We start from the raw sequence: 455 nt of genomic DNA, 5'->3' as shown, positions 1-455 counted from the left end.
CTTGTTCTCAAAAAAAAAGCGGATGCCATTTGGGGTTTCAACGAGGACGATTAACGACGTCGACTGAGCGACATGAATTGATAAAGCTCATTACAGAAGCGCAGGATTCAGGGGCAAGGCAGAAGCCAGTGTGCGAATTACTTGGGCTAACGGCAAGAACGGTTCAGCGCTGGATGGCCGAAGATAAGATGGTAGACAAGCGAACTTGTACGGCAAAGCGGCCGCCCAATCAACTCACTGAGTTAGAGCGACAGCGTATTATCAAAACAGTCAATTCAGCTGAGTATGGGCATTTACCGCCGAGCAAAATAGTGCCCAAGTTGCTTGATAAAGGGGTATGGATAGCATCCGAGAGTTCGTTTTATCGGGTTATGAAACGTCACCACCTATTAACGCATAGAGAAAAAGTGAAGCCAAACAGGCAGGTAAAAAAACCAAAAGCACTCACAGCAACC

General features: G+C 46.8%; 1 pseudogene. It reads left to right on the top strand.

The features are described from left to right. Nucleotides 1-29 precede the first annotated feature (29 nt). Nucleotides 30-455, top strand: a pseudogene (locus H5187_RS24005) (helix-turn-helix domain-containing protein); the annotation flags it as partial.

The sequence above is a fragment of the Pseudoalteromonas sp. SG44-1 genome, from assembly GCF_014164315.1.
Taxonomy (GTDB): domain Bacteria; phylum Pseudomonadota; class Gammaproteobacteria; order Enterobacterales; family Alteromonadaceae; genus Pseudoalteromonas; species Pseudoalteromonas rhizosphaerae.
This window is presented reverse-complemented; position numbering and strand designations above follow the sequence as displayed.